Source organism: Rhodopirellula baltica SH 1 (assembly GCF_000196115.1).
In the GTDB taxonomy this organism is placed as follows: domain Bacteria; phylum Planctomycetota; class Planctomycetia; order Pirellulales; family Pirellulaceae; genus Rhodopirellula; species Rhodopirellula baltica.
The window spans coordinates 1-22407 of sequence record NC_005027.1 but is presented as its reverse complement, the minus strand read 5'-3'; the positions used below and the strand labels follow the sequence as shown (position 1 = coordinate 22407).

The following is a 22407-nucleotide window of genomic DNA, read 5'->3' as shown; positions in this document are numbered from 1 at the left end:
ATCCTGGAGAGCCGATCGCTCGCTACCACTGTGTGTTGATCAACGCTACTTTCTGCAGACGCATCTCGAAGCTCATCAAATAAACCTGTGCATCCACAGCCTTCACCCCACGCGAAGCAACTTTCATGACGCCACTTCTTTTCTCTCGTGAGCTTGGCAACGATTCCATGCACCGCCTCCATTCTCCGGTAAGAAATGCGTCCGCATTGATCTTTGCCGTGGTGGCATTCTCAACATCGATCAATGCGTCTGAACCAAAGCCGATTGAAGCGTGGGACAGAGTTGTTTGCATTCAAAGCCAGGTCGAATCGAAACCTGACACTGGCAAGCTTTGCTCGGCGTTTCTCGTCACCGCAGACGAACGACTATTTCTCGTGACGGCTGGCCACGCTTCCGCTGAAACCAACCTCAAAAGCAAGCTCCGGTATCGAGATCCAGATGGGGTAACGCAGTGGGTATCGCTCAAGACATTCTTCCGAACATCGACCAACCCGTGGCAACGAAACGAACAATCCGACTTCGCGATCGCAGAGCTCCCCAGTGTCGACGGAGCTGAAACGTACCGTTCTCACCTCTCTGCACTCTCGATCTCCTTGGATTCCATTTGCACCGAAACCCCGCCACGCACGACCGAGATCGTGGCGGTCGGTTTTCCGCTCGCGATCGGAGCCGGTGATGTGATCTCACCCGTCGCGGTGGTGGGACACATCGCATCTCGCGAAACGAACACGGCAAACACTTGGGGGCACGAACCAATCGTGTATTGCTCGCCAGCCCTCGCTCAAGGGACCAGCGGTGGCCCAGCTTTTTTGAACAACCAGCCCGACGGAGAATTGACGGTGATTGGCATGCACATCGGTGTGGTAAAGGACGTATCGGGTGCCAAACTGTCGAAGATGGTCCCCGCCAATCTGATCCGAGACCAGATATCGTCACATGCAACGGACGAATAGCAACGGATTGACCGAGAATCGATCACGTGTAATTCGCCTTCCGCGAACAGCCATCAGCACCGGCGATTCATTTTCTCGATCGGTGACCGCGTACCAGTGGGCAGCAGTCAAAACCGCGATTGATCGGCCTATGATCGTCAGCGAACGAATCAGTGGAACCTTGCCTTGCACATGGGCAACCGGGACAATAGATCCCGTTGGGATGGGAACAGGCGAGGACAAATCGCCCCCTCAAGACTCATTCTCACCACTGAACCGTCCGGAACATCCTCCAACACATGATCTCACCCGGTACAACAGGTGAGGATCGAGCTATCGGACTGAACCATGGCTTCCTATCAGCAACTCGACGATTGGCTCGTGGCAAACCGGCTCGACTACCACCGGCTACTTCAACCACCTGCTACTCATTCCGAACTGGCAGCGGCGGCCACTGTGTACTGCTGCACGCTCCCTGAGGAGTTCGCCGAACTTTATCGGTGGCACAACGGTCAGCAATCCGGCGACTTTACCGAACTGTTATTGAATCTGACATTCATGACGTTGCGTGAGTCCATGGCGACCCACACAATGCTCACTGACATGGCCCTTTCCGAAGGTTGGCCATCCGAGCACTGGCAGCCTGCGTAGCTTCCCTTCCTGGACAACGGCGGTGGCGACCACTTGTGCTACGTCGTCAGGGATGGGCACGGCTTCACGCGGGGGCAGGTGATTTGGTTTGACCAAGAGGGTGGAGAACCGCATGAGGTTATCCACGAATCGCTGCTTGACTTCCGTCGCGACTGGTACGACCGGATGCTCAACGATCGACTCGAACTGACCGGATAACCCTCGGATGCGCCGGAGTGGGGCTTGCGGCCATTTTCAAATGGATGACTTTTCTCTCCCCACGCGGTGATCCGCAATGTTCGCCGTACCTACAGCATATTCTTTGATGACACAGAATTCGAAACGGCAGTCAAGACTCGTTCGATACCAATTACGGACATTGATCTTGATTGTCGCAGTAGCGGCAGTTGCGTTGGCGATCGCACGCCCCCTATTTGACTGGCTGGATTCGACTCCGCTGCCACAAGCAGTCGCTCAGTTCAACGATCAGATCTCGGATACAGTCAAAGTCGATAGCACGCTGCTCGACGAGAATGCGGTCCTACAAGCTATTCAATCGACGCTGTCGCTGGGGAATACTCCAGAGCACGTAACGACGCTGCTCAAGAAGATACAGAGTAGTCACCGACTCCCGCGCAATACGTTCTTCGACCACGATGTGTACTACAAAGGATCTACGCCCGGCGAGCCACCAATCGAGTGCCTCGGCGTAACGCTCGTGCTTCCGTCTGGGCCAGATGAGAGATTTAGGCTGCCGGTCATCGAAATCGAGAACGGATTCTTGGTCGAATGATGATCACGACGAACCATCCCATGCAACGGAGCACGCGATCAGGCGGCTTGGCAGTGATTAATTATCTCCGCGAGCCCGCTGATGGGTGACGTTCCCCGACTAACCCCAAGACCGTTGCTACAACGTTTGAATGATCGACGACTCCGACTCTGAGCTGGTGGGTGATACTGTCGAGCGAATACTGAAACTTCACGGCAACCAACTCGACATTTACTCGATCCCCAAGCCGCATCAAATTGTGCTCGCGGTCAACCAAGCACACGCTCGAATTTCGAACGGCGGATTCCAATTTTTGCTCGAACGAAAGGATGCTGACTTCGACCTCTGCACACTCATGCCCGAATCGCATGCAACAATCGGCGCTGAACAAGCACATCGAGCATTCTCCCGATTTCTTCGTGGCACTTTGTGGATTCGCCCCACGTCCGCGATCTCGCGACCGTTAAACAGGCTTCGATTACCGCTTTCGATGATCAAAGCACTGCTTGGATTTGAGACTGCAGACACTCTATACTTTGAATCATCAGATGAGACATTCCGGCTGCTCGCTGAATACGTTCGTGCCAATACTGGCGCGTTGCCCACCGGCTAGCTGAAGAACGTGAATTCAAACCCGAAACGCAATTTTCAGAGCGTTGAAAAAACGAAAGGTTTTTCAACGCCCCCTGGCGAAACACCGACTGAGCCCGCCAAGCTGTTTGGAGCTTCAAATCCCAACAACTCATGCGGGCTCAGTCAGCTATGCACATCTTAAGCAGCAAATCAGCCATCAAACGATCTACAAGTATCTATGGTCTTTGGATCGAAACTACCCAATTCGCAAAGTGATGCGGCGAAGCGGGCGTCGCAATCGCAAGCAAAAGCCGGGATTCATTCGCAAACAGGCTACTGACCGTGTGTCAATTCACGACCGCCCAAAAGTCGCCAGCAACCGGAAACGGGTTGGCGACTGGGAACTCGATTTGGTGGTCTGCAAGAAGAGCACTGGCTACCTGGTAACCGCCGTGGACCGCAAGACTGGCTACACCTTAGTTGGTCGCTGCCAAAAGAAGTTATCGCGTTTGGTGATGGATACGATTCGGTCGATGTTCAAGAAGGTGCCGAAGGAATACATCAAGACAATGACCTTCGACAATGGCACCGAATTCTTCTACCATCCATTTCTTTTTACTTGGTTCAAAGTCATGGTGTTCTTCGCCGATCCATACTGTAGTGGCCAACGAAGGACCAATGAGAACACCAATGGTCTTCTGCGTCAGTACTATCCAAAGGGAGTGGACTATGGTTCGATCAGCTGGCAGCAGGTTCGCAAAGCCGCTATGCTGCTAAACCTACGACCTCGTAAACGACACGGCTATCAGACACCGGCGTCGCTCTCCCAGTGATTTCGCGAAAAATTGCGTTTCGGATTTGAATTCACGGAATGGGTGAACCAAGCAATGAACACGTAAACGCGGACTCGTGTTTCCGAATTGGATGATCGTTCGCCGTAGTCCGGTCATCGCTATCAACATGAGAGGTCTCCGTGATTTGAGGTGTCAACGTGCAAGAAGTGTTGATAGTGACGTCTCGAAAGAGAACGGTCACGGCCTGGTCAGCAGCGTGCAGCAACCGACTCGCCTCATACCACGGACTTCTTAAATTCTTTGTCCGACTGAAATGCACCTCACCAAACGCACCACGCATTGAATCCATACTCATCAGCTGACACGACTGTCGCACGGTTGCACACGCCTACGCACCTGCATTGGGCCGTAGACGCGATTGCGATTACTTGGGCGTCACTTGGTTTTGCCGCTCTTGGGCTGATCGTAATTGGAGCGTTTGCGTTAACTGGCACATTGTTGTCGTTGGCGACCGATGAAGACGCTTACATTTCGTTGATTGCTGTTCCGTTTGTTGTGACTTTTGCCGCTGTTGGCGCATTTGTGGGCTGCTACTTCAGATCTCGCTATATCGGTGCTGCAGTGTGTTTCGTTCCGCTGTTTCTGTTTGCATCTTTGCTCTGGCTCTCCGACCGTTTTAGCGATCTAGGGGAGGGCGAACAGGTCGTAACGCTATACGCAAACGGGCTCTATATCGGCGGGCTTTCAATGGTACCTGCGTTCATTCGTTTCCCTCGGGTTGCTCAACTCATTCCATTGACGCTCCCGCACACGTTGGTTTGTCTCGTCGGCATGTACTTCCTTTACACTTTCGGTCTCTAACGCAGGATGCGTGAATTCACATCACGCAATAACCAATTCATGCCGTGGAGTGACGGTAGAGACCTCCAGCAACTGCAAATCTGGTTTCCGCCACCACGCAGATGCTTCCCGTTCGCCGACGCAAATCGCATGATGCTACATCGCTATGGATGATATTACTCGCGCCAAAATACTTGCCGCGGCCGAAAAGCTTTTCGATCGCGATGCTCTCTATAAACTCGCGTCTTCCGTTAGTGAGACGCAGAAACGCAAAAGCCTTCGCTTTTGGCAGGACGAAATGCTGTCAGAACTGAGCAAGCGGGTTGGTGTCGACATTACGTCGAAACCGCATTTCATTGATGTATTTAAAGGCACGGCTGAGAAATACTACACGCCGCTGTCGCCCGACGGGCAAGCAGAGCTCGACGAAGCCAAACAACAACTGCGGGATCAAGTAAACAAGATCGGCAAAAAAGTTCGCAAAATCACTCGAGGTGGGCAAGAGACTATTCCGCCAGGCGTACCACAGGAACCGCTAAATGATGCAGCGCGCGAAATAGGATTCCATGTCGCTTTTTCACTTCAAGAACTCGTGGAGTCACTGCTCCGACATGCTGAAGAAGACGTCCGCAGCAAACGCAACCTGCATATCTGTTGCGAATTGATACGCGCTCGGCATTTGGGTGCGAACGTCCCGGTCCCTACGCTTATCGAGCTAGCGAATGATTCAGTTGATGCTGCAATCGACGACTTCGACGCTGGAAGAACAAGCCTTGAGGGTTGGTACCGGCCACTCAGCGAAGGCATATTTGCCTGCGCTTTCTTAGGCATGAACCGAAAAATGGCACGGCTCTGTCAATGGGCAACGCCCCGTAAGAAACCGGGCTACGAAGGTCCGCTCGACAACGAGATTCAAGAACTGACACTGGTTACTGCCGGTCTCTTTCAGGGTAGTCTCAAGCCTGGTTTCGTTCGAAAACTCTCGCGGTGTTCCGAGAGCCGAAAAACTCGAATACGACTCCTTGCAAACATGGTGCAAGCGATCTACGACTGCGATCAAGACGCTTTCCAGATCTCCACTCAGAAAGCAGTGCAAAACTATCGCAAACGCAAGACTCCTGATCCCAACCTAGCAATCCTTTCTAAATATCTTCCGGTTCATATCAACACTGCATACTATGCCGGACTATGTCACGGGATGACCCGCTGTGGTTTTCCCGACAGCGTTGCCGCGTATTTGTGTGACATATTCGACGATTCGAAACTGTACAATTGACGGCGAACCACGGGATGCACGCGGAGGACTAGAAAACGTGTTTTGGCTGTGGTTGCCTTTCCGTTCGTCTCCGGTGATGCCCGACGTTTCCCGAGTAAAGAAATCACATGCAACCACTACCCTGCATCATTGGCCTAGACGCTGACGAACTCGCCGACATCAAACAGCGCTACGGTGGCCCTATGGTGTGCCACGAGCTATTGCCGCAAATGATGGTTCGTGATCGCCAGCTCTTTGTCCAACCCGCGAGTGGCGCTCGGCTCCTTCCGATTTCGCGAATGGTCTTTCACGGCATCTTCGCTGACGATCACGACTTCATCACTGGGCTAGCTATCTGGGCCGGTGAATGCTTGCCGAACGCCGCGGCAATGATGGACTGTCGGCTCAAATTGCCATGCTTAGCCCGTGCTTTGCGTTTTGCGTCGTTTGCGGATCCTCCGCGTGGATACTCATCACCTGGCCTTGAATACATTGCCAGTGGGCCGTCCGTCGCAAAATGGGGCAACTGGCATTGTGGCGAGAACAAAGAACGATTTGACGATTCGATGGTGACCGAGAATGCCTCCATTGTCGAACCATTCGTTTCTGGCGAGGCCATTCGCGTCGTTGTTATTGGCGACAGTGCGTGGCAGATTCGCCTCGAGGGTGACGACTGGCTGAAGTCTATTCACCACGACACCGCTTCTTTGATTGATCTCGATTCCGCTTTAGTTGATGATACGCGTGCCGTCGCACGCGGATTCGGGCTTGAGATCGCTGCAAACGACTACATCGTTGACACCAATGGCGTCCCCCACTTGCTTGAAGTTAACCACATTCCGAACGTCACACGTTTTCCCGAGACTTGGGAAGGTTACTCGACGTTCGTGCTCGACTGGCTGACGGCAGACTGTGGATAGACATGCCTTGCGGCGGAACGGCGTCAGTGCGTTTCCTGATGGTTAGCTTTACCCTCAACGCTCGGTGCCGGTGGACGTTCCCCCCGTCACTCACACCATAACGATGAACCTCGAACTGCTTCGCAATTCTGTTGGCGCAAACGATGACGAAGCAGAAGACGCAATCGACGACGCTGAGCGGTTTGTGCCTGATTGGAGACTCAAAGTTCGACGAACTGGTTCTCGCACTTAAAAGCAATCTTGATAGTAGTACGCTCTCTACGACCGAGACGGCTCCTCCTGGCGAATGGGCGATACCGCGGTTCGACTTTGACGACCGAAACTCATTGGCAGCGAGCAATCGAAGAATCGGTCGAAGGTGTCGCGGGCGGTGTCGTCCGTGCTGAACGGAGGAAAGCAGGAGCCATCGACGATGACTCGAAACCCAGCAAAAAGCCGATCCTGATCGGTGCTGAGGAATCAGGATCGGCGGAAAGGCACGCCCAGGTGGATTCGAACCACCGACCTACGGATTAGAAGTCCGTTGCTCTATCCAGCTGAGCTATGGGCGCGAGAGGAGGGTCGCTCGATGGCGACGAGCGGCAGTTTAAACCACCGGTTTCGATTTGGCGAGTTGACCTGCCGCGTTTTGATGGCCGCTTGATTCGCGACTCAGTCGGCCTCGCTGCTGGTCTGCCCGTAGGACCAACCGCACTCCCTGCACTCGTCGTTGTCTTCCGCCATTTCTTTGCCACACGCCAGACACGCGTCCTCGTTCGTGTTCGCCATCATCTGAAGCCGAGCCTTCGATTGAGTCCTCAGTTGGCTGGCAATCTGCTTGGCATGGGCCTCCTGAGACTCGGGCACCTTCACCTTGACGCCCCCATACGCTCCGGAATGCATCCAGTTCATGCCGACGGTGTGGTTGTCCACGAGCTGAGGCGTCAAACCTTCTCGCGTCAACAACATGGCCAACATCTCCGCATCAACCACGTGATCAAACACATCGACGACAACAAAATTGGTTTGCATGGGATGGATCCCGGTGGGTTTGCATTGGAAACGCGAAACGTTTTCACGCTGGAGATGAGGCTTGCAGATAGACGGGCGAGGAATCCGTTGCTTGTGGGCGCTCCAATCGTCTGCGTAGGAATCTTCACGAGTTTCGTTGGTAAACCGTTTCGATCGCTTTGGCCTCTTCTCCGTCTGGCGTGACGTTGTAGGCGGTGATGACCAGGCCGGATTCTTCATCGTACGCGTAGCGAGTTTTCCAGCCCCAGCGTGGGTGATCTTTGCCAACGTCGTAGTGGCCGAAGACTTCGAACGCAGCACTTCGTTTTGACAATCCTTCGGGCACCGTCAACGGTCCACGCGAAATCATGATGGCGCCGCTCATGTGGAAATCGTCTACCCAGGAGATCTCAAAGTTCTCCGTGACTTCATTGAAGGCGATCCATTCTTCGCCGTGACGCGGACGGCCTTGGATCTGACTTTGATAGACGTGACGCAGGAAGCGACCTTCCAGCATTGGCTTGATGCTGCCGGAGACTTCGGATTTGTCAGCGAGCTTGCCTGGCTCGAACCAGGTTTGACAGGCCCCTCGCCAATCTCCTTCCAGGGCACGCAGCAGTTGTCGGGGTGGCACAGCATTTCCTCGCAATAGGAGCGGCGGTTGATGAACCTCAAGGATAGCGACTTAAGGAAGCAAGCATAAAAAACGACCCCGGAGAGGCAGACTCTCCGGGGCCGTTTGTCTTTGAAATCGATCGCTGGCGAACTATCGCGTCGCGACTGGTTGCGTGTAGATCGCGTGCTTGGCGTTGCCACCGGCTCGCAGGTAGGCAACTAGATCAGCGATTTCTTCCTCGTTCAACGTGTCCAACAATCCGTTGGGCATCATGCTGACGGTGGATTCACGCGTTTGGATGACAGCTTCGCGGTCAACCTCCGCCAACGAAGATGGATCAAGCATGTTGGTCATCACGTTCAGGACTTTGTTCCGCATGTTGATCACACGACCGGTGATGACTTCTCCATCCTCGGTCAGGAACTGCGTCGAACCATACTGGTCACTGATCACCTTGCTGGGTTCGATGATCGAAACCAACATGTCACGAGGACTGAACTTGCCACCGGCACTGGTCAGATCAGGACCGAGAATTCCGCCCTGCAGTCCCATTCGGTGACACTTGTAACATGTCGCAGCGGCAAACATCGCCTTGCCGTTTTCGAAGTCGGGACGACGGTTTTCGTCGCTCACCAAATCGACCAAATCGTCGACCTTCCATTGCTTGACAAACTCACGTGGCGGTCCGGCGGGAGCCTCGTCGGTTTGCTTGGGCTTGGCCAGCACATCGGCGAGCGATTGCTTGTCAGCGTCTGACAAACGCTCAACCGTGACCTTTTTGATGTTGTCCAGGAATCCGCCAAACGACATCCCGCCACGAGCGGTCGCCATCTCGTTGAACCACGCTAGGTAATCACGACGGAGATCATTGCTCCAACCTTCTTTGGCTGCTCGCAACGCCATCGCGTAGTGGATTTGGCTCTCTTGGCTCGGCGAATTTTGCAACGCGGCAACAACCGAAGCGGTCGATTCCGGGTCGCCCAAGTAGATCGCCATGATTGCCAGCTCACGGTCGAGCGAATCAAGGCCGGTTGGGAATTGGCCTTTGATCTTTCCGAATAGAGCGTCACGTTGCGTTTGCGTGAACTCGCCCAAACGCATCGCCACCAAGCCAGCCGCACGGAGGAAGTCGATCTTTTCACTGGCCGCCAATGATTCCAGATCGATCGTTTCCAACGCTTTGACAACATCGGCTTGATCCGCTTTCTCGCCCGTACGCGCCAAAGCGATCACGCCGAGAATTTTGGCTTCGGCGTTTGCTTCGTTCAGTGCCGCTTTCTTCCAGCTCGAAGGCGAACGGTGTTCCAGAGCAATGCGAGCGGCGAAGCGAATCGCCCGGTCATCATGGCTCAGGTTCTCGATCGCTAGCTTGACAGCCTCCTCTGGACTGACCGATAGATCCGCGTCGTCCACATGCAAAGCTTCGATGCTGTGACGCAGTTCACGAAGTTGCTTGGCTTCGTCAGACGCGGCAACGACTTCTTCCGCCGCATCAGCAGCGGCGATGTCACCGGTGTACTTGATCCGGTACAGACCGCTTTGCGTGCCACGACCACCGATCGCAAAGTACAGGGCTCCATCGGGATGAATGACCAAGTCGGTCACGGGCAACGGTGCTGCGGTGGCGAAGGTTTCGTAAGTCCCGCTGTAGCTGGAACCATCTTCGGTCAAATGCACCGCGTGGATGTTGCCATAGCTCCAATCCGAAATAAACAGAGCGTTTTCGTACTTCTTAGGGAATTTGGCGCCGTAGCCAAACACGATGCCCGTTGGCGAACCCGGACCGATATCGACGGCGGATCCGAACGAGTCGGGATAGTACGCAGGCCATTTGCCGGTACCGTTTCGCCATCCGAATTCTGAACCACTGATCACGTGGTTGATTCGGGTGGGGCGGTACCAAGGCGTGCCGACGTCCCATTCCATGTCAGCGTCGTAGGTGAACAGTTCGCCCTGACGATTCAAGGCAATGTCGTACGGGTTACGAAAACCAGTCGCGATCAATTCCACATCGCTGCCGTCAGGGTTCAACGAGCAGATGAATCCACCAGGAGCCATTCGGTTGGCGTTGTGACCTCGAGCATCGGGCATGCGGCCGAGCAAGTGGTCTTCGTCCCAAACCTTTGGCACTCGAGAGTGGGCGATTTCTTCCGGCAGATTGGTGTTGTTCCCGGCGACCATGATGATGCGTTTGCCATCGGGCGTCACCAGCAACGCGTGAGGCCCGTGCTCACTGCCGCCGTTGAGCGGAATGATGTGTTCCTTTTTGTCGTACTGATCGTCGCCATCGGTGTCGGTCAAACGCCACAAACCACACGGAAACTCTCGAGCGTTGACGTTGGCGTACAACGACCCGAACGCGCACAGCAGACCTTGGGCACCGACGAATTCAATCTCGAGCTTTTCGACCTTGGCTTCGCCCGAGCTCATGTCGATTCGGAAGAGTCCGCCAGATTGATCGCAGGCGATCAGGCGTCCTTTGGGGTCGACGGTCAAACTGACCCAAGAACCTTCCGACTCGGGGGCGACTTCGTGCAACAGCTCGACTTCAAAGCCTTCCGGGACTTTGAACTGCTCGGCGGGTGTGACGCCCAGCCCAGCCGAAGCATTCGGAAGATGAAGCTGGCTCAGCCCAAGGACGCCAACGAAGGCCCCCAGACGAAGAACAGAGGACGTCGCTGCGAAAACTCGCCGGGACAAAACGTTTCCCGCGTGCGAGCTCGCGAAAACGCCAGCGGACGTGGAAGAACAGAGGGATTTCATGGACGAAGCAGTTGCCGGAGGGATGGGGAGGGGTGGGGGACGCGGTCGCAAACCACGCCGTCGAGCGATCGCTCGGAGAAGTCCATATATTAACCGCCTGCCGGGGCGATCGCCAACCAACGCGGAGAAGATCTTCGATTCCCTCTCCCCCACCCCAAACCGGCGTGAAACCGTCCCAATCGATCCCGCCATGCCCTGGTTGTCCCCGCATCCGCACTGGCTCGTGAGCGAGCTGACTCTCGTTCAGAGTCCCACGACTGATCGAGGTTGAAGTGCTGTGTTCTTGACGTCCTGCCAGCCTCGCCCGTACGGGAGGCCGTGCAGTTTCCAAGCTGTTTTTTTGCCACGCGTTTGTCATCATCCTCCCCTTGGGAGGGTGAAGCAAAACTGCGCGACCTCGGTCCCCTCACAGGGGTTCAGCACCGGGTTTGGTATCGACACACCGGCCGGCGGCTTGCTACAGGCCACATGGAGTGTGGTTTTTGCCACGCGTTCTCGTTTGTTTTGTGTTGGTGGCTGCCATGAATACTTGGATCGGAATCCCGTCGTTTACCGCCCTCGTCTGTATGTTGGCAGGCATTCTGGCTGGACATTTGCTGTGGTACCGCGATCGCAGCCGCGATGTGCAAGCCATTAAAGACGCCGAGAAGAAGTACGCAAAAGCGAAAGCGGCAGCCCGAAGTCGCAAACACCACTTCCTCAGCATGCAGGGCGACATCGATTCGCTGCAATCCAGCCGAGACGAAGTCAAAGCCGAAAGCGAACAACTCCGTCAGTGGCTCAAAGACCAAAAGCAATTGACGGCCGAAGCGGAAACCGAACTCGGACATCTGCGGACCGAACACAGCCGTTTTGAATTGGCCAACAAGGATGCGGAAGAAGCTCGCCAAGCTGCGACCGCTTCGCTGCAACAAGCGGAAAAAGAAATCGAGTCACTGCGTTCTGCTTTGGCAGACAACGAAACCCGATTCGAAGAGTCCGCTTCCAAAATGCGTGAACTCGCTGAAACCGCCAACGCCACCGGCGATGAGCTCGCCAACAGAGAAAAGCAGCAGGAATTCCTGATGCAGGCCAACGAGCAACTGAAGAAACAAAATGCCGAGCTCGAATCGCAAATCGAAGTCACCCGTGGTGAAGTCTTTGCCGCCGAAGAAGCCCTCAACGCATTCCGGCAACAGCAAACCTCGCTGCAAAACGAACAAGAAAACACTCAAAGCCAGGTCCAACAAATTCTCGCGGACCTCAACGCTGCGAACGAAGAGATCGACTCACTGAGCCAAGCCAACGAATCGCTTCTTCAGCGAGTCGAAGAAGCCGTTACTCAGCGTGACGCCGCGATCCTGCAGCGTGATCAATTCGCTGCTGAGCGAGAGAACGTTTCCAACGAATACGACGAGACCGGTCAACGCTTTGCCGAGCTGCAAAAAGAATACGAGAACCTGCGATCGCAACATGAGATCGCTATTCAAACCGCGACCCGCCACGAAGAAACGGTTCAATTGGTTCGCGAAGAATTGGAAACTCGCAACGAAGAAGTGAGCGAACTGAAAACGGCTCGCACCCAGCTGGAATCCACGTTGCAAGAGAACGAGCTGAAACTACAGACGCTGCAAAGCGAACGCGAAGAGCTGGCAGAAGAACTCGACGAGCGAACGCTTCGAATTCAAGAAGCCATCGACAGCCGTGTGGTTGCCGAATCGGCACTGTCAGAACTCGAAGAACGGCTGAGCCTGACTCACGCGGAACTGAACTCCAAATTGGAACACACCGCATCGCAACTAGCGTCGACGGAATTGAGCCTGACCGAAACCCAGTCGCAACTCACGCAGACGGTCGAAAAATTATCGACGACCGAGTCTCAGCTGGAACAAACACGAACAGAGCTGGCGTCGGTTCAAACCAGTTGGACCGAAAGCAAAGCCAAGTTGTCAGAATCAGAATCCAGGCTTTCCGCCACCGCGCAAAAGCTGTCGTCGGTTGAGTCTCAACTCGAAAAAGCTCAAACCGAACTGGCATCCACCGCGTCGCGTTTGGAAACGACGGAGTCTTCGCTCGCGTCCGCGATCGTCCAACGCGACCGTCACGAGAAAACGCTGCAAGAAATTCACGCGTCGACGGAACAACTGCGCAACGAAGCCACACAATTGGAAGCCACCATCGCGTCGAAAGACGATGCGATCTCGCAACTGCGAAACGATCTGCAGGTGCAGCAAGATTCCGTGTCGCGGCATCGTGCAGAAATCGAACGACTTCAATCGGTTCGTCCCGAATTTGAAAAGCTGAAGCAAACCGTTTCGGAACGCACCAACGAAACCACGCGTCTGGCTCAACAGGTCAAGAATCAGCAACAACGCGAGACGCAGTTGCAGCAAGAGATCGATGAACGCAATCAGCAAGTTCAATCGCTGCGACGATCGCAAGAACAGCTCGAGTCACGAATCAGCGAACAAACCTCGCTGGTGCAACGATTGACTCAGGAGTTGAAGTCGACCAAGGAATCTCTGCAAACTGCTCGTCAGCACGAACCGCGTGCCGTGGCGATGCAATCCCAGGTCGCCGACCTCACCGTCGAACTCAAACGCGTCTCCAGTGAACTCGATCAAAGCCTCGATGCAAACGCGGAGATGCAAGAACGCATGCGAGTGCTGGAAGGCAAACTGCACGAGAGTGCCGCCGTCATGCGGGACCTCCGTCGCAAGCGAGCACATGTGCCCGTGTTGGAATCCAACGAGAACCAACGTCGCGCCGCGTAGCGTTGCAAAAGCAACACTCCCAGGACGATGGATTTCCAAGTCCGTCGAAATGAAATCCCGACGCGTCCGCGAGGGACACGTCTGAATTTTGGCGAAGCCACCAACGTAGGCCAGGTCATTACCTGGCACCCAGCCGATGCTTTGGAACAGAGCGAGCCGTCCAGCCGGTCACGCAAGACTCAGCGATGTTCGTCCATTCACCCAGCCAGGTACAACCTGGCCTACATCTCTGTCCCAACCCGACGCGTCAGCGAGAGACACGTCTGAATTCTGGCGAAGCCACCAACGTAGACAAGGTCATTACCTGGCACCCAGCCGATGCTTTGGAACAAAGCGAGCCGTCCAGCCGGTCACGCAAGGCTCAGCGATGTCCGTCCATTCACCCCGCCAGGTACAACCTGGCCTACATTTCTGTCCCAACCCGACGCGTCAGCGAAGGACACGTCTGAATACTGGCGAAGCCACCAACGTAGGCCAGGTCATTACCTGGCACCCAGCCGATGCTTTGGAACAAAGCGGGCCGTCCAGCCGGTCACGCAAGACTCAGCGATGTCCGTCCATTCACCCCGCCAGGTACAACCTGGCCTACATATTTGTCCCAACCCGACGCGTCAGCGAGAGACACGTCTGAATTCTGGCGAAGCCACCAACGTAGGCCAGGTCATTACCTGGCACCCAGCCGACGCTTTGGAACAAAGCGGGCCGTCCAGCCGGTCACGCAAGACTCAGCGATGTCCGTCCATTCACCCCGCCAGGTACAACCTGGCCTACATATTTGTCCCAACCCGACGCGTCAGCGAGAGACACGTCTGAATTCTGGCGAAGCCACCAACGTAGGCCAGGTCATTACCTGGCACCCAGCCGATGCTTTGGAACAAAGCGAGCCGTCCAGCCGGTCACGCAAGACTCAGCGATGTCCGTCCATTCATCCCGCCAGGTACAACCTGGACTACATTTCTGTCCCAACCCGACGCGTCAGCGAGGGACACGTCTGAATACTGGCGAAGCTACCAACGTAGGCCAGGTCATTACCTGGCACCCAGCCGATGCTTTGGAACAAAGCGAGCCGCCCAGCCGGTCACGCAAGACTCAGCGATGTCCGTCCATACACCCCGCCAGGTACAACCTGGCCTACATTTCTGTCCCAACCTGACGCGTCAGCAAGGAAAGACACCCTCCGCTTTCAGATCAACATCTCTTCGCGGATTTTGGTGAGGTAGGCAAGCATCGGACGTGGTCGGCCTTTGGCATCGATCACTCCCGCGTGCGGCGTCATGTGAGGATGCTGGTCCGACCAACCGTCCCACACCACCGCGTGAACGATTTGCTTGGATAGCAACGTCTCAATCAGTGGTTGCACAAATTCAATCTGAGCCTTCGCCCAAGCGTCGGGCTCGCCATTGATTTCGGGTGACAACGGCCGTGTTTGAATCGGCAATCGTGCGGCGGCGTCTTTACCGGGTGCGCCGGCGACGGACAACTGAACCATCAGCGGAGCGTTCAGGGTTCCCCAACGGTCGATCATTTGCCCGAACTCGACCGCCGATCGAGGGTGAGTGTCACCGTCGTCGAAACCAAACCGGAAATTCAATCCGATCCCAGCCAACCCCAAACCGCTTCGCAGCAAAGCATCGGCGAAGTGCAGCGGGCTGATCCCTTGTTCATCGCGGGCGAGGTATTCGCCACAAGGTTGGTCCAGGGACATCAGAACGGGCGTGTTCGGATCGCATCGCCGGATCGTCTGCAAAATTCCGATCGAAAACCGCATGACTTGTTCATCGTCAAAACCGAGCGGTCCGGCGACGTTCAGTCCGGAGGCGGCGTTCCAAAGGTTCACGCGTCCGCGAAATTGCACGACCGTTTTCTCGACGAAGCTGGTCATTGTCGACATCAACTTGTCGAAGTCGTCGTCCAACAAAGTCAACCAATCCGGCAGCAGACCTTTGCGGTAATCGATAACCGGTCCGCCGATCACACGCAGTCCCATTTGGGCACACGCGGTCAGGGCTTCATCGGTGGGTTCGTAATTCGGACGCCCCGAATCGGTTTCGATTTCGCCCCAGCTGATTCGAACCGCGGCGGCGTTGAACGCTCGCGTGATGGTGGCTTGTTCGTCAATTGAATTGCTGGCACGCCCGGATTGCATGTCCGCGGTGACTTCGGTGGCAGGCAGCGGCGGCAAGACTCCGACGGCCAACATGGTGCTCAACCGAGTTTCGCGACTACGGCGATAGGCAACGGACTGAGTCGAGAACAGATCGCCCAGTTCGTTGGAGGCGTGCTCGAGAGCTTCGATGGCTTCCAAGGCGGCATCCACGCACGACGGATCGTCTGGGGCACACTGCGCCGCATCCAGAAAACGCTTGGTGCCTCGCGTTAAGAAGTCGTCGAATCGATCACTGAGAACCAACCCGCCGCGTTGCCAGACATCGGCTTGAACACGAACGCGATAACAACTTCCCCGAGCCAATTCGACAAACAGTCGGTGGGAACGGTCCAGACAACGCAAACTGCATGTGCTGAGTTGGCGATACCCGATGGAGGGAATTGGGCAAGTCAGGAACAATTTGGCCGATGTATCGACGCCGCGAGTCAGCGTGAAGCGGCCGTTCGAGTAAGAATTCCGCGACTGCCACGGCACCCCTTCGATGCCGCATAGATACGCGTCTTCCCAACGAGTCGATTCAAAGAACTCGTTCGCTGCGTCAGGGACATCAAAATGCATTTGCCCCATGGCAACCAGCGATTCAAAGACCGAACAAAAAACTATCGGGAAACGTCCGAAACGTTACTCAGGACCATCCTGGCAACCGAGACGGTGCGGCTCACCCCTGTCGCCCGCCATCCGTTTCCCCGACGTTCGTTCGAGTTGATGGAAACGCCTGAATCAAGCGATCCTCAACTTTCGAAGGATTGTCCGAAAATCCCCTCCGGAACGATCCCTGGCAACAAAGTGTCTTGTCCGAGTGTCATTCCCAAGGAACTCCCGCACACAACGTGTGAACAACCACCTTTGTCCAACCGGGCTGGAAACAACCGAGTCGATCTGAAAAGGGGCCGGGTGGGATGGTTTGGCACGCGACCGGTGCCACTCCGCCGGCTTTCGCCTTAGCGCCATCATAGTAGTCGGTTCGGTCAGTCGCCGCGAGATGGCTGGTTCGAGGCACAAGAGCACCCTTTGGGGGACGAATCGTCCATTGAGCTCCGACGTGGGAGGTTGTCGCTTTGCACCATCGCTTTACGCCGTCATCGCGTGTAACCTGTTTCGCTCGTTTTTTGAATTGCACCTTCTGAGAAGCAACACGCATGGACTGGATCGCGGAAGACCAACTCGGATCGCTTGGATTGCTGATGGGCGAGGCGGTGGAGCGTCTCGTTGATTCGCACGACCAGGGTTTCGATTCCCGCGCAGCAATGCTGACGGTGAAGACCCCAACCCTGACTCAAGGCGACAACGGTGTTCGCTTTGATTTCCAAGTGGTTGGCAACCGAGAAAAGCAGCAAACCGTTGCTCTCGAAATCGTCCCGCAAGTCGACGAGGACGATCCCGGCGGAGTCGGCGAACTGTCCAGCGAATGCCAGTGCGGATGCGTGGCTTTTCTGCGAGACAATTCGTGCCCGCACACACTGGCCGCCGCGTGGTGGTTGCAAGAACAAATCGCTCGCAGAAACGGCAACGGGCAGCTGATCGAATTTTTGGGCGGCCTGAAAGCTGACGCGGTCGCGGCGGGCAAGCAGTTCGTTGATGAACTGTTGCGACGAGCTAAAAATTCGCGACCGGCACCCGCCGAAGACGCTGAACCCACTCGTTTGCAATGGCGAGTTCGCGTGAACATGGCATCGCAAACGGCACCACTGACAATCACGCCGTTTGAACAAAAGCAACGCAAGGGTGGCAAGGGTTGGACGAAGGGTCGCGAAGTCCGCAGCTTTGATTTGCTGGATCAAAACTTGTTGACCGATCCACTGGACAGCAAGATCGCATCGCTGACGTCGGTGCCGACACACGGCGTTCATGACGACAACTACGCCATCTTCGAAGCCTTGCGAATGCTGGCCGGCCACGAGAATGTTGCCTGGGACGATCAAAACGCACTTCCCGTGGAAGTTTTCTGCAGTCAGTTGTTGTTGACGTTGCAGCCCGTCGAAGTCGAACAGTCCAAGAAACCCAAAGCATCCAAAAGCCAAACCGACGGCGAAGCTTCGAAGAAAAAGACCGCGGCAAAAACCACTCGCAAGTCATCAGGCAAACGTTCGGGTAAATCGGCCGATGAGTTATTGGGCAACGTCACCGCAACGATGACGATGCCCGAATCGGAACTCGACTCCATCGAGGCTCCATCCGCTGATGGTTTGATCCCCGACGATTTGATTCCCGATGACGAAAAGGTCGAGGTGCAATTCCAACCGCGACTGTCGGTCGACGGAATCGACATCGATGTGCAAAAGTGCGAGATCGTTGTCGGCGGACTGAGCCCCGTCGAGCCGGCGATCATTTTGGCCGACGCCGACGAAGACCGCATCGTCCTGTGCACACTGGCCGATCCCGCCGCGATCGGGATCATTCAGTTCTTGCTGCGCGGCGATTACCGCGACACCCTGCTTGATCACGCGACCGCTTCGCGTTTGGCTCTGGCCGCTGGATCGATCGACTCGCTGATTCGAGTGGAGTTGCCACCGCAATTGGCCGGCCCAATCGTTCCGGCTCCGTGTGAGTTGGTGCTGCAAATGCGTCCGCGTCCGGGGGCAGGACTGAAGGTATCTCTGCGGGTGTACGAGTCACGTTTACGAGATTCGTTGATTCCTGGGGATGCTCCCGAGTTGGTGCCGTGCCTGGCCGAGACCGGTCCGATTCGATTGCAACGCGATTTGAAAGCGGAATTGGAATCTGCCGAAAAGATTGTGCAACGTTTTGGACTCAGCCGCCTGTCTCACGAAAGCACTATGGAGTGGGTCGCGCTGACCGATCACGCCGCATTGGATTTGCTCGGTCGTTTGCATGACGCCGGTGATGAATCACCCCGAATCGTTTGGCCCGAAGGAGAAACGTTCCGCGTTCGTGGTGAGATCACACCGAAGTCCCTACGAATCAAAATCGATGACTCACCGGACTGGTTCGGCATGACGGGAACCGTGACCGTCGATGGTGTCGACGTGCCACTGCAAGATCTGTTAATGGCGGTCCGCGAAGACCGGCAACTCGTCCGTGTCGGCGATCGCCGTTTCGCGAAAATCAGCGAGGCGTTTCGCAAACGTTTGACTCAGTTGGGCGATACGCTGGTCAGCGAGAAAGGACAACTGCGATTGGCCGGAGCGGCCGTGCCATTGGCTCGCGACGTTCTTGGCGACGACGTGACGCTGGAAACAACCGCGGCTTGGCACCAAGCGATTGAGCGTCTCGATTCGCTTCAGGATTGGTCGCCCGATCGTCCGGAAGGCTTGGACGCAACGCTTCGTGATTACCAGTTGGACGGCTACCGATGGTTGGCTCGTTTGAGTCGCTGGGGCGTCGGTGGTGTTTTGGCCGATGACATGGGTCTCGGTAAAACGGTTCAGACGCTTGGCATCTTGGTCGAACGTGGCCCCGTTGGCCCCGCGTTGGTCGTGGCGCCAACCAGTGTCGGTGAGAACTGGGTCCGAGAAGCGGAGAAATTCACTCCCGCGTTGACCGGCAAGCTTTACCGCGATTGCGATCGAGACGAAGTCATCAAGACCGCGGGCCCGAACGACTTGCTGATTGTCAGCTACCAATTGCTGCAACGCGACGCGAAACGATTCGCTTCGCGAGGTTGGCACACGTTGGTGCTCGACGAAGCTCAATTCATCAAGAACTCGCAAACCAAAACTTCGCAAGCCATTCGAACGATCCAAGCGGATTGGCGTTTGGGGCTTTCCGGTACGCCACTGGAGAATCACCTCGGCGAGTTGTGGAGTCTCTTCCGAACGTTGAGTCCCGGCTTGCTCGGATCATGGCAAAGATTCCGAAGTCGATTCGCCGAACCGATTGAACGACACAGCGACGCGGATCGCCGTGAATCGTTGGCGCGTTTGGTTCGCCCATTTGTGTTGCGCCGGACCAAAGACAAAGTGCTGAAAGAATTGCCGCCTCGAACCGAGATCACGCTTCGCGCGGAATTGTCGGCGCCCGAACGCAAACTTTACGAAGACGCTCGTTTGGCCGCGCTAGCGGAATTGACCGCGGGCGGCGGAGCACCATCGCACGAAGGCCGGCGTCGAATTCAAACACTGTCATGGTTGACCCGTCTGCGTCAACTTGCCTGTCACCCATCGTTGGTCGAACCAAGCTGGAAGGGAACCTCTTCCAAATTGCAACTGTTCTTGTCACTGGTGGAAGAGCTTCGCGAAGGTGATCACCGCGCCCTCGTGTTCAGCCAATTCGTCAAACACCTCAGCGTGGTGCGAGCCGCTTTGGACGAACGTGGAATATCGTATCAGTACCTTGATGGTGCCACTCCGTCGCACGAACGACAACGCCGCGTCGATGCTTTCCAAAACGGCGAAGGCGATCTGTTCTTGATCTCATTGAAGGCTGGTGGAACCGGTTTGAACCTGACCGCGGCTGACTATGTGTTGCACTTGGATCCATGGTGGAATCCCGCCGTCGAAGACCAAGCAACTGACCGAGCGCACCGCATTGGGCAAGAACGTGCGGTGACGGTTTATCGATTGGTCGCTGAGCGAACGATCGAGGAGCAAATCCTTCAGTTGCATGCAGACAAGCGAGAGCTCGTTGCCGGCATCTTGGATGGCACCGATGCCGCCGCGAAGTTGCAAACGCAAGACTTGATCGACCTGATCAAGGCTGAAATGGGCTGATCCACAACAGCGTTTCGCAGCGGGAATCACTGGACTTTTTGCTTTCCACCGCGGCCCGCTGCAACGCCTGAGAGTTTCCCGCCAAAGCGATTTGGTTGCGCAACTCTCGCTGCGCCAATGTCTTTTTTGGCATCGACTTTGCGGCCATTTGTCTCCTGAACGACGCTCTGTGAACGTGAACGCACGCGTCAATTTGTGCCCCTACACAGGAGACCGAAATGACTAAGCGACTACCTACACGCCAACGACGTCTTGTACTTGCTGTTGCGGCCGGACTGATCACGCCACTGGCCGCTGCATCCACCGCGAAAGCAGGTTTCGGATGGGAATGGGAAACCGGATCGCCTTATTACGAGGACGATGCCTGGTATGACGTCAGCGAATGGTTCGACGGAAATGATTACAACCCAACCGACGAAGCGATCGGACGGTGGGACAACGAAACGTACGACCGCGATGAAGCCCTGACGTCCAGCGACTCAGACAACGACATCGACTGGACCAACAAAGATCACGGGTACTACGCCGATACTGATTCGAGTGACACTTGGTTCTACGATTACTACGACCACGGGTACTCGGACTACGGTGACTCCAACAACGACGGCAACTACGAGTACACCTCGAACTACTACGACTACGACAACGACGGCGTGTACGACGCCTTCGCTTCGTACACAGACACCGATGGCGATGGCATCTACGACGACGCCACGTATATCTCGTTCTCAAACAGTGCTGAGCAAAATGACTCGCAGAAGACTGCTCAGAAGAAAGCCGATCAACAGAACGCATCGGCCAAAAGCCAATCGTTCACCGGAACGATCACCCGAGCCAAGAAGGTGAAGACACCGGCAACGACCAATGTCGTTGTGGAACTTCAGAACCAAAGTGAAGGCAAATCGATGATCGCCGACTTGGGCCCTGCGGATCAACTCGACCGCATGCCACAACTGAACGACACCCTGACGGTCAAGGGTTCGCCGTTCAAAGCGGGAGATACGAGCGTGTTGCTTTCGCGATCGATTGAACACAACGGCCAACAGATGCAAGTTGAACGCAGTGGTCGAGAATACTCGGGCACGATTGAAAGCACGAAGACCGTTGATGTGCGAGGTCAGCAACGACAGCTTGCAAAAATCAAAACCGATGACGGCAAAAAGATGCTCGTCGATTTGGGACGCAAGCAAGACTTGGACACCAACATCACTGAAGGTAGCCAAGTGACAATCAACGGTCCCGCCGTTCAAGTGAAGGACCGCGTGATGTTGCTCGCGACGAAAGTGACCTTGGATGGTGACACAATTGAGATTTCGCGAATGGCCCAGAAGTGATTCGACTGATCTTGTTGGCAAGTCGATGACGCAATGCGTTCGGCAACTCGCCGAACGCATTTTTTTTGGTTTCAGGTCACGCAACTGACTTTGTCGAATGCCCTCGCTCAAGACCAAATTGGGCTGTGGCTACTTGCGTCACGGACTGATCCGTAGAAGAATTAATTCTCGGACAAGTTTTTCACACTCATTCCTTGCATCCATCGAGCAATAGTAATGTCGCGATTGTTTTTCTCCGCCCTGTTTGCGTTCAGCGTTTCTGTCTTCACTGTTGGTTGCGGAGGCGGCGGCAACGAAGTGATCGAAGACACCCGCTCGCCAGCCGAAGTGCAACAAGAGCAAGAAGATTACGAAAAGCAAATGGAAGAAACGATGGATTCCGCCACGAACAGCTAGTT

19 protein-coding genes, 1 tRNA gene and 2 pseudogenes are annotated in these 22407 nt (G+C 55.4%); 17 read left to right on the top strand and 5 right to left on the bottom strand.

All coding sequences use genetic code 11. The features are described 5' to 3' along the window. The first annotated feature begins 125 nt into the window (after positions 1-125). The 8 genes from RB_RS00105 to RB_RS00070 all read left to right on the top strand — a co-directional run bounded on the left by RB_RS00105 (position 126) and on the right by RB_RS00070 (position 6716). The gene (locus RB_RS00105) at positions 126-953 is read left to right on the top strand and encodes a S1 family peptidase (protein ID WP_011117712.1); all 828 of its coding nucleotides are present in this window, start codon (positions 126-128) and stop codon (positions 951-953) included. A gap of 327 nt (positions 954-1280) precedes the next feature. Beyond that, complete coding sequence (locus RB_RS00100) at positions 1281-1583, top strand: SMI1/KNR4 family protein (protein WP_011117710.1); 303 nt, start codon at positions 1281-1283, stop codon at positions 1581-1583. 358 nt (positions 1584-1941) lie between these two features. Further along, positions 1942-2355, top strand: a complete 414-nt coding sequence (locus RB_RS00095; protein ID WP_231846061.1) for a hypothetical protein — start codon at positions 1942-1944, stop codon at positions 2353-2355. 130 nt (positions 2356-2485) lie between these two features. Then, a complete protein-coding gene (locus RB_RS28440; protein WP_011117707.1) occupies positions 2486-2947 on the top strand; it encodes a DMP19 family protein in 462 nt (153 codons plus the stop codon). Positions 2948-3053: 106 nt separating this feature from the next. Then, entirely contained in the window at positions 3054-3740 is a 687-nt protein-coding gene (locus RB_RS00085; protein WP_231846060.1) for an IS30 family transposase, read from the top strand. Positions 3741-4040: 300 nt separating this feature from the next. Beyond that, on the top strand, positions 4041-4562 hold the full coding sequence (locus RB_RS00080; protein WP_231846059.1) for a hypothetical protein: 522 nt from the start codon (positions 4041-4043) through the stop codon (positions 4560-4562). A gap of 145 nt (positions 4563-4707) precedes the next feature. Next, complete coding sequence (locus tag RB_RS00075) at positions 4708-5817, top strand: hypothetical protein (RefSeq protein WP_011117702.1); 1110 nt, start codon at positions 4708-4710, stop codon at positions 5815-5817. Positions 5818-6362: 545 nt separating this feature from the next. Further along, on the top strand, positions 6363-6716 hold the full coding sequence (locus tag RB_RS00070) for a hypothetical protein (protein ID WP_164921261.1): 354 nt from the start codon (positions 6363-6365) through the stop codon (positions 6714-6716). A gap of 477 nt (positions 6717-7193) precedes the next feature. On the opposite strand, the gene RB_RS00065 is transcribed toward RB_RS00070, so the two are convergent. The 4 genes from RB_RS00065 to RB_RS00050 form a co-directional block, all read right to left on the bottom strand. Then, positions 7194-7267 (bottom strand) — tRNA-Arg (locus RB_RS00065). A 100-nt stretch (positions 7268-7367) separates the two neighbouring features. Next, positions 7368-7727 carry a hypothetical protein gene (locus RB_RS00060; protein WP_164921260.1) on the bottom strand — a complete coding sequence of 120 codons (360 nt, stop codon included), beginning with the start codon at positions 7725-7727 and terminating at the stop codon, positions 7368-7370. A 124-nt stretch (positions 7728-7851) separates the two neighbouring features. Then, positions 7852-8340, bottom strand: a complete 489-nt coding sequence (locus RB_RS00055) for a DUF1579 domain-containing protein (RefSeq protein WP_164921259.1) — start codon at positions 8338-8340, stop codon at positions 7852-7854. A gap of 132 nt (positions 8341-8472) precedes the next feature. Continuing rightward, positions 8473-11022 carry a c-type cytochrome gene (locus tag RB_RS00050; RefSeq protein WP_164922637.1) on the bottom strand — a complete coding sequence of 850 codons (2550 nt, stop codon included), beginning with the start codon at positions 11020-11022 and terminating at the stop codon, positions 8473-8475. A gap of 536 nt (positions 11023-11558) precedes the next feature. On the opposite strand from RB_RS00050, the gene RB_RS00045 reads away from it, so the two are divergent. The 6 genes and pseudogenes from RB_RS00045 to RB_RS28420 all read left to right on the top strand — a co-directional run bounded on the left by RB_RS00045 (position 11559) and on the right by RB_RS28420 (position 15058). After that, positions 11559-13838, top strand: a complete 2280-nt coding sequence (locus RB_RS00045) for a hypothetical protein (protein WP_164921258.1) — start codon at positions 11559-11561, stop codon at positions 13836-13838. Positions 13839-13865: 27 nt separating this feature from the next. Then, a complete protein-coding gene (locus tag RB_RS27935; protein ID WP_011117695.1) occupies positions 13866-14105 on the top strand; it encodes a DUF1589 domain-containing protein in 240 nt (79 codons plus the stop codon). After that, positions 14035-14406, top strand: a pseudogene (locus RB_RS28435) (DUF1589 domain-containing protein); the annotation flags it as partial. The gene RB_RS27935 and the pseudogene RB_RS28435, both read left to right, overlap by 71 nt. Beyond that, on the top strand, positions 14339-14833 hold the full coding sequence (locus RB_RS28430) for a DUF1589 domain-containing protein (RefSeq protein ID WP_011117692.1): 495 nt from the start codon (positions 14339-14341) through the stop codon (positions 14831-14833). The pseudogene RB_RS28435 and the gene RB_RS28430, both read left to right, overlap by 68 nt. Beyond that, a pseudogene (locus tag RB_RS28425) lies at positions 14763-14945 on the top strand (DUF1589 domain-containing protein); the annotation flags it as partial. The gene RB_RS28430 and the pseudogene RB_RS28425, both read left to right, overlap by 71 nt. Further along, positions 14885-15058, top strand: coding sequence for a DUF1589 domain-containing protein (locus RB_RS28420; RefSeq protein WP_276665474.1), 174 nt, complete (start codon positions 14885-14887; stop codon positions 15056-15058). The pseudogene RB_RS28425 and the gene RB_RS28420, both read left to right, overlap by 61 nt. Here the strand turns inward: RB_RS28420 and RB_RS00025 are convergent. Then, on the bottom strand, positions 15022-16572 hold the full coding sequence (locus tag RB_RS00025; protein ID WP_011117691.1) for a hypothetical protein: 1551 nt from the start codon (positions 16570-16572) through the stop codon (positions 15022-15024). The two genes, RB_RS28420 and RB_RS00025, sit on opposite strands and share 37 nt — an antisense overlap. Before the next feature lie 572 nt (positions 16573-17144). Here RB_RS00025 and RB_RS00015 point away from each other — a divergent pair. The 3 genes from RB_RS00015 to RB_RS00005 all read left to right on the top strand — a co-directional run bounded on the left by RB_RS00015 (position 17145) and on the right by RB_RS00005 (position 22405). Next, positions 17145-20675: a DEAD/DEAH box helicase gene (locus RB_RS00015; protein WP_011117689.1), complete on the top strand. Its 3531-nt coding sequence runs from the start codon at positions 17145-17147 to the stop codon at positions 20673-20675. Positions 20676-20893: 218 nt separating this feature from the next. Then, complete coding sequence (locus tag RB_RS00010; protein ID WP_011117687.1) at positions 20894-22009, top strand: hypothetical protein; 1116 nt, start codon at positions 20894-20896, stop codon at positions 22007-22009. A gap of 216 nt (positions 22010-22225) precedes the next feature. Beyond that, positions 22226-22405 carry a hypothetical protein gene (locus RB_RS00005; protein WP_007329084.1) on the top strand — a complete coding sequence of 60 codons (180 nt, stop codon included), beginning with the start codon at positions 22226-22228 and terminating at the stop codon, positions 22403-22405. Positions 22406-22407: the final 2 nt, after the last annotated feature.